Annotated in this window: 7 protein-coding genes; 3 read left to right on the top strand and 4 right to left on the bottom strand. The window is 28.5% G+C overall.

Annotated features, from left to right (window positions below; translation table 11 throughout):
* Positions 1 to 135 precede the first annotated feature (135 nt).
* On the bottom strand, positions 136 to 864 hold the full coding sequence (locus tag ACFOWD_RS08035; RefSeq protein ID WP_377409583.1) for a DUF4294 domain-containing protein: 729 nt from the start codon (positions 862 to 864) through the stop codon (positions 136 to 138).
* Between the two features lie 64 nt (positions 865 to 928).
* Positions 929 to 2,929: an NAD-dependent DNA ligase LigA gene (ligA, locus tag ACFOWD_RS08030; RefSeq protein WP_377409581.1), complete on the bottom strand. Its 2,001-nt coding sequence runs from the start codon at positions 2,927 to 2,929 to the stop codon at positions 929 to 931.
* Positions 2,930 to 3,074: 145 nt separating this feature from the next.
* Here ligA and sqr point away from each other — a divergent pair, with 145 nt between their 5' ends.
* The 3 genes from sqr to ACFOWD_RS08015 are packed head-to-tail and all read left to right on the top strand — an operon-like array spanning position 3,075 to position 5,120.
* Positions 3,075 to 4,310 carry a type III sulfide quinone reductase, selenoprotein subtype gene (gene sqr, locus ACFOWD_RS08025; protein ID WP_298995489.1) on the top strand — a complete coding sequence of 412 codons (1,236 nt, stop codon included), beginning with the start codon at positions 3,075 to 3,077 and terminating at the stop codon, positions 4,308 to 4,310.
* A gap of 12 nt (positions 4,311 to 4,322) precedes the next feature.
* Positions 4,323 to 4,631 (top strand): TusE/DsrC/DsvC family sulfur relay protein, encoded by a 309-nt coding sequence (locus ACFOWD_RS08020; protein ID WP_298995487.1) that lies wholly within the window; start codon positions 4,323 to 4,325, stop codon positions 4,629 to 4,631.
* 12 nt (positions 4,632 to 4,643) lie between these two features.
* Positions 4,644 to 5,120, top strand: a complete 477-nt coding sequence (locus ACFOWD_RS08015; protein ID WP_298995485.1) for a DsrE/DsrF/DrsH-like family protein — start codon at positions 4,644 to 4,646, stop codon at positions 5,118 to 5,120.
* Between the two features lie 97 nt (positions 5,121 to 5,217).
* Here ACFOWD_RS08015 and ACFOWD_RS08010 read toward each other — a convergent pair whose 3' ends face one another.
* Positions 5,218 to 6,660: a glyceraldehyde-3-phosphate dehydrogenase gene (locus ACFOWD_RS08010; protein ID WP_377409579.1), complete on the bottom strand. Its 1,443-nt coding sequence runs from the start codon at positions 6,658 to 6,660 to the stop codon at positions 5,218 to 5,220.
* Between the two features lie 136 nt (positions 6,661 to 6,796).
* Positions 6,797 to 8,191: a trypsin-like peptidase domain-containing protein gene (locus ACFOWD_RS08005; protein WP_377409577.1), complete on the bottom strand. Its 1,395-nt coding sequence runs from the start codon at positions 8,189 to 8,191 to the stop codon at positions 6,797 to 6,799.
* Between the last annotated feature and the right edge of the window lie 60 nt (positions 8,192 to 8,251).

Genomic DNA, 8,251 nt, shown 5'->3' with positions numbered 1-8,251 from the left:
TTATCAACCAAATAAAATTAATGAAAAAATTAAAAAATTTAAACACCTAATATCAACACTTTTAAAATCAATATCTTAAAACTAAAAAAAATATTAACCAAAGGAAAAATATAGATGCTTTAGTTTAAATCTAAGTTATTTATTTTTCTTTTTCTTACGAAGTTTTGCAAACATCTGCCTATATTCATCTACATTAATTTCTGCTTTTTTATTGATTATAATTTTTTGGAAATCAAAATTTAACTTTGAAGATTGTTTTTTTAGTATATCTTTTTGGAAAGCTTGCTGTAGAATATATTCTATTAAAAAATCTTCATTTACTAATTGAGGATTATATTCATCTTTTAAAGAAAGTTTAAATAGGTTAGCTGTTGTGTTGTACCAAAAAGCTTTCCAACCACTTCTTAATCCTCTAATATTATTAAAAGCAGTTTTACCTGTTTGTCTATGAATTAGTTTAATTAAAATGCGACCTTCTGTTCTGGTCATTTTTTTCATTTGATCTGTAAACTCACCTTCTATGTATTTTTGTATAGTATTTGTATATTTTCTTTTTTTTCTTTTTGAAGGAATTCTTTCTAATCTAGCATTTAAAGTGTCTAATCTTTCTGAAGCTAATTTTGCATAAGGATATGCTTTAAATACTTTTCTTCTAAACCATAAGTAATAACGAACATCATCTGAAATTCTAAATTTTGGTTTGGGAAGTATGGTGATTTCATTAAACTTTACTGTTAGGGTATCTCCAGGTTTTACAAAAACATAATCTTCTAAAGTTTTTGGTAAAGAGTCTAAAACTTCCTTTTTCTGTGAAAAAAAAGTAAATGAGTTTACTATTATATATATGTAAAGTAATTTTTTCATTAATTTATATTCTAAGATAGAATTTAATAGTAAAGTTTATTTACAAAAATATTGCCAAAGATTATTAACTAATCTTATCTATAAAGTCTTGTTCTGATATAATTTGTATACCTAAACTTTCTGCTTTAGAAAGTTTTGAAGGCCCCATATTATCACCAGCTACTATAAAATTTGTTTTTTTAGAAATAGAAGAACTTACTTTACCTCCATTATCTTCAATTGCTTTTTTAAGTTCGTTTCTATTCATTTGATGAAATACCCCTGACACTACAAATATTTGCCCCTCTAATTTATTAGTTTGATTTGCTAAGTTTTCTTGAGAAACTTCTAATTGTAATCCATAAGATTTTAAACGATTTATCAATTGTATATTACCTAAGTTATTAGAAAAATCAATGATACTTTGTGCAATTCTATCTCCTATTTCATCAACAGATATTAAAGTTTCAAAATCTGCTGTCATTAAATTATCTATAGATTTAAAGTGTTTTGCTAATTTTTTAGCAACTGTTTCACCTACGAATCTAATACCTAGGGCAAATAATACTTTTTCAAACGGAATTTCTTTAGACTTTTCAATACCATTAATCATATTCTGTGCAGATTTTTCTGCCATTCTTTCTAGAGGAATCACTTGCTCTACAGTTAAATCATATAAATCTGCATAATTTTCTATTAAACCTTCCTTACGTAATAAATCTACTGTTTCTCCACCTAAACCTTCTATATCCATAGCTTTTCTGCTAATGAAATGCTGAATGCGTCCTGTAATTTGTGGTGCACATCCAAATTCATTTGGACAATAGTGTTTTGCATCACCTTCTGTTCTAACCAATTCAGTATTACATTCAGGACAATGAGTAGCATATAAGGTAGGAGTGGAATTTAATGGTCTCTTTGTAAAATCAACACCAATTATTTTAGGTATAATCTCCCCTCCTTTTTCTACGTACACAGTATCATTTTCTCTAATATCTAGCTTTTCAATTTGATCAGCATTATGTAAAGAAGCTCTTTTTACAGTTGTCCCTGCTAACTGTACTGGCCGTAAATTTGCAACTGGTGTAATTGCACCTGTTCTACCTACTTGATATGTAATTTCGTTTAACACTGTAGAAACCTGTTCAGCAGCAAACTTGTAGGCAATTGCCCATCTTGGGGCTTTAGAAGTATAGCCTAATTCTTCTTGTTGATGTAAATTATTTACTTTAATTACTATCCCATCAGTTTCATATGGCAAATCGTGTCTTTTAGCATCCCAATGATTTACAAACTCGAAAACCTCTTCAATCGATTTTGCTAATTTTATTGTTTTTGGAACTTTAAAGCCAACTTTTCTTGCACTTTCTAAACTTTCAAAATGTGTTTTGTATTTTCTTTCTGATGTAACCACTTGATACAACAAACAGTCTAAAGGACGTTTTGCAACCTCAGCACTATCTTGCAGTTTAAGACTTCCACTTGCAGTGTTTCTTGGATTTCTATATTCTTCTTCTCCATTTGCTACACGTTCTTCATTCATTTTATTAAAACCATCTAATGGTAAAATGATTTCTCCTCTCATTTCAAACTCTTGAACAAAGTCTTCTTTGATATTTAAAGGAATAGAACGAATTGTTTTTACGTTATTACTTACATCATCACCTTGAAAACCATCACCTCTAGTAACTGCTTTAATAAACTTACCATTTTCATATGTTAAATTAATAGAAGCTCCATCAAACTTAAGTTCACACGTATATTCCGTTTCTGTAGCACCTAAAATCTTTTGAATACGCTTTTCCCAATCTTGTAAATCTTCTTTAGAATATGAATTATCTAAAGAATACATTCTGTTTTTATGTGTAACTGTCTCAAAGTTTTTGGTAATAGCACCTCCTACTCTTTGTGTTGGTGAATTGGCATCGAAAAATTCTGGATGTTCTTCTTCTAATTTTTGTAATTCTTTTAGTTTGATATCAAACTCAAAATCGGATATAGTTGTATTATCTAAAACATAATAATTATAATTATGCTGATTCAGTTCATCACGAAGTGATTGTATTTTTTGCTTAATAGTCTCCATAAATGCTCAAAAATAAAACAATATTTATAGAATTTAATAGTAAAAAAGGTTAAAATGTAACTTATGTTACATAACAGAAATACATGACTTTTGTCATAATTAGAGAATTACATTTTAATTAATTTTGATGTATAAATCGTTAATTATGAAAAACTTAGTCATTTTAGGAGCAGGGACATCAGGAACAATGATGGCTAATCATTTAGTTTCTAAATTACCAAAAAAAGATTGGAAAATCCATATTGTAGATCAATACAAAACACACTATTATCAACCTGGCTTTTTGTTTTTGCCTTTTGATATTTATAATGAAAATCAAGTAAGAAAAGAAGGTAAAAAGTTTATTCCAAAAGGTGTTGAATATCATCAATTAAAAATAGAAAAAATTGATGCAGAAAATAATTTAGTTGAATTAGAAAATGGAGTGCTTTCTTATGATATTTTAATTATTGCAACAGGTTCTAAAATTGCTCCTCAAGAAGTAGAAGGGATGCACAGTAAAGCTTGGAGAGATACCATTTTTGATTTTTACACATATGAAGGAGCCTTAGCTTTAAGAAATAAACTAAGAGAATTTAAAGAAGGTAAGTTAGTTGTACATATAACAGAAATGCCTATAAAATGTCCTGTTGCACCTCTTGAATTTGCTTTTTTAGCTGATTCTTATTTTGATAAAAAAGGAATAAGAGATAAAGTTGAAATTACATATGTAACACCTTTATCTGGTGCATTTACAAAAGAATATTCTTCTAAAAAGTTAGGGTATTTATTAGAAGAGAAAAACATAAAGTTAGAGACAGACTTTGCTATAGAACGAGTAGATTTCGAAAATAAAAAGATTGTAGATTATATAGATAAAGAAATTTCTTATGATTTGTTAGTAACTGTACCAACAAATATGGGAGATGAAGTTATTGAAAAATCTGGTTTAGGAGACGATTTAAATTTTGTTCCTACTCATGAAAAAACATTACAATCTTTAGAACACGAAAACATATTTGTTATTGGAGATGCCACAAACGTACCAGCATCTAAAGCAGGTTCTGTTGCACATTTTCAATCTGAAACATTAACAGATAACATTCTTTTATACATTAATAACAAACCTTTAAAAGAAGAATTTGATGGACATTCTAACTGTTTTATAGAAACTGGAAAAAACAAAGCACTTTTAATTGATTTTAATTACGAACAAGAACCAGTAACTGGTACTTTTCCAATAGCTGGCATAGGGCCACTAAAATTATTAAAAGAGAGTGTTCTTAATCATTGGGGAAAATTAGCCTTTAGATGGGTGTATTGGAACTTACTATTAAAAGGAATTCCAATACCATTTGTAAGCAGAAATATGAGTACAGCAGGAAAAAATATTAACAAATAAAATTTAGAAATCATGATAAAAACAATAAAACAAATAGCAATCAATGTAAACGAAGAAGGATACTTAACAGACTTTAGTCAATGGACAAAAGAAATTGGAGAGGAAATTGCTAAAGAAAACAATATAGAAATGACAGATAAACATTGGCAAGTAATTTCTTGGATACAAGAACAAGTTACTGCAAAAAAACCACTTTCTATAAGAGGAATTAAAAAAAGTGGTGTGATAGATATTAAAGAATTCTATGCATTATTTCCTGGTGGACCATTAAAAGTATCTACCAAAATTGCTGGAGTACCAAAACCAAAAAGTTGTATTTAAACCTTAGAAATTATGAGCAAAACAAAAGTTAAAAAAATGCTTTTTATCTTATCAAAAGCAACAATAGAAAATGTATATGCAGCATTTATAATGGCAAATGGTGCTAGAATGGAAGGTATAGAATCTGAAATCTTTTTTACATTCTTTGGTTTAGAAGCAATTCAAAAAAAGAAATTAGAACATTTAAGAGTAGCAACTGTTGGAAACCCAGCAATGCACATACCAACCATGTTAGGTGGTCTACCAGGTATGGAGGCTTTAGCTACTAAGATGATGAAAAAAGAGATGGAAAAATTAGACATGCCTCCTGTTGGTGAATTTTTAGAAATACTTTCTGATTCTGGTTGTAAATTATGGGCATGTAAATTAGCAGTAGAAATGTTTCATTTAAAAAGAGAAGATTTAATTGATGAAATTGAAGATATTATTACTGTAGGTGATTTTTATGCTAGAGCAGATCAAGAAAACACACATCTGCTTTTCATTTAATTTTAAAAAAATAATTTTAGTTTAGTTGATTTTTTAAACAAAAAAAAAGCTCAAAACTTAGGTTTTGAGCTTTTTTGATTTAAATTTAAATATACTACTAATAGTAAGTAAACCTTCTTACTTTAGCTATATGCTTTGCAAGTCTCATAACTTGATGAGAATAACCATATTCATTATCATACCAAACATAAATTACAATAGTTTCTGCGTCTGTAATTGTAGCTTTACTATCAAAAATTGATGGAGCTGTAGAACCAATTATATCAGATGAAACTAACTCATTATCTATAGAATATTTAATCTGCTCTACTAAATCACCTTCTAAAGCATGGTGTTTTAAAGTAGCGTTTACGCTATCTGTAGTAACAGGTCTTCTTAATTGTAAACTTAAAATTGCTAAAGATCCATTTGGGACTGGAACTCTAATTGCATTAGATGTTAATTTACCTTCTAAAGCTGGTAATGCTTTTGCAACAGCTTTACCTGCTCCTGTTTCTGTAATTACCATATTTAATGCAGCAGCTCTACCTCTTCTGTATTTACTGTGCATATTATCTACTAAGTTTTGATCATTTGTGTAGGCATGAATGGTTTCTAAATGACCTTTTTTAATACCATAAGTATCTTCTAAAACTTTTAAAACTGGTGTAATTGCATTAGTTGTACAAGAAGCTGCTGAAAAAATATCTACAGTATCTGGGTCATATTTTTTATGATTTACACCATGTACAATATTTGGTATCCCTTTACCTGGTGCAGTTAATAACACTTTACTTGCTCCTTTAGCTTTTAAGTGTCTTGCTAAAGCAACATCATCTCTAAAAGCACCTGTATTATCTATAATTAAAGCATCATTAATACCATATTTTGTATAATCTATATCTTCTGGATTATTAGCAGAAATCATATTAACAGTAGTACCATTAATAACTAAAGCTTTATTTTCTACATCTACTTGAACAGTACCTAAGAAATCTCCATGAACAGAATCTATACTTAATAAAGAGGCTCTTTTTTCTAAAACAGTTTGGTTTATTTCTCCTCTAGTTACAACTGCTCTTAAGCGTAATTGAGAACCTTTACCCATTTTAGTCATTAACTCTCTTGCTAACAATCTACCAATTCTACCAAAACCATATAAAACAACATCTTTTGGTTTTATATCTTTAAACTCAGTAGCATTTTTTAATTGCTTTTTTACGAATGCTATTTTGTCTTCACATCCTTTAGGGTTTAAATGACATTCATAAGCCAATTTACCAATATCTAATTTAGAAGATGGTAAATCTACTTTTTGTATAGCTTTTGCGATACTTAAAGCATCTTGAATTGTAATAGGTTTGTTTACAAATTCTTTGGCATAGTTTATTAAGTTTAATACCTCACCTGCCCTTTTATCTACAAGTGGATTTCTAAATAATACCAATTCTATAGATCTATCATACCACAAATCGTTAACGATATTAATAAATTCTACAGTTTGTCTTCTTGTTTTTGCTTGTTGTGAAACTTCTTTTTCGTAATCTAAAGATGATGACATAGCTAACTAAATAATTTAAAATTTTTGCAAAAGTATTTCTTTTTTTAAAAATACGAAATCGATTTCGTTATAAATTTTAAAATAAAAAAATCCTGATAAAAATTATCAGGATTTTTAATGTTATTTAATATAGTTTTTATCTAATTGCGTAACGTTCTATTTCTCCTTTTAAATTTATTAACTCTAAGTAAATAGGATTACCATTTCCAAAACTATTATCAATTACTCTTTTAGCTTCTGCAGCAGTTAAAACTGGTTTTTTATTGATTTTAGTAATAATAAAGCCTTTTTTAACACCATAATAATCTAAACTTCTATTGATGTTTTCTATAATTTTTGCACCACCTTTAACATCATATTTTTTCTTTTCTTTATCAGATAAATCTTTTAAAGAAACACCTAAAGCTCTAGAAATATAAGTGCTTTTCTTATTTAATAATACTTTTTTAGTAACCAATTCACCATCTCTTTCAACAGTAATATCTACATATTCTCCTGGTCTTTTTGCTACTAATTGACCTCTAAGTTCAGAAAACTTAGTAATTTTTACATTATTAACTTTCTTAATGATATCACCTTTCTTTAATTCAGAAGTTTTAGTTCCTTCTTCATAATATACCTCACCTATTTTAACACCTTCTTCATCATATTTTGGATCAATTGCAATACCAAGAATAGCTTCTTGTACAGCTCCAAACTCAAGAATATCATCTACAATTTTCTTTGCAATATTAGAAGGTACTGCAAATGAATAACCAACAAAAGAACCAGTTCTAGATGAAATTGCTGTATTTATACCTACTAATTCTCCTCTAGCATTTACTAAAGCTCCTCCACTATTTCCAGGATTTACAGCAGCATCTGTTTGTATAAAAGATTCTATATTTCCATTACCTTCTAAATCTCTACCTTTTGCGCTTACAATACCTGCTGTTACTGTAGATGTTAAGTTATAAGGATTACCAACAGCCAATACCCACTCTCCTATTTGTACATTATCTGAATTTGCAAAAGATGTAAAAGGTAAATCAACATCTGCATTAATTTTTAATAATGCTATATCATTACTTTTATCAGCACCAACTAATTCTGCTTTATATTTCTTTTTATTGTTAAGTGTAATTTCTATATCATTTGCAGATTCAATAACATGGTTATTAGTTACTATGTAACCATCTGCAGATATTATAACTCCACTTCCTGTACCAACTTGTTCAAATTTACGAGTACTATTGCCTCCAAAGAATAATTCTGCAAAAGGATTATTTTGCGTTCTGATGGCAGTATTTTTAACATGCACTACAGAGTTAACTGTTTTCTTTGCTGCTAATCTAAAATCAATAGAAATAGCATCTGCACTTGATGTTTCATTGGAATTGAATGCAGGTTTATAACTAGTCTGAATAGTTGAGAGCGTTTCTGGCGAATTTTGCTGAATTGTAACTGGTTCTTCAATTAGCATTTTATAGCCTCCTAAAGTAACTGCACCTCCTAAAATTGCCATTCCTAAAAATCCAAAAAATTTCTTCATAATTCTAAAATTTAATAAATCAAATATACAATTTTAACATTTTACAAAAATCTGTTTAAC

The sequence above is a fragment of the Polaribacter marinivivus genome, from assembly GCF_042651285.1.
Lineage (GTDB): Bacteria > Bacteroidota > Bacteroidia > Flavobacteriales > Flavobacteriaceae > Polaribacter > Polaribacter marinivivus.
The sequence above is the reverse complement of the archived record's forward strand: the minus strand, read 5'-3'. Positions and strand labels throughout refer to the sequence as shown.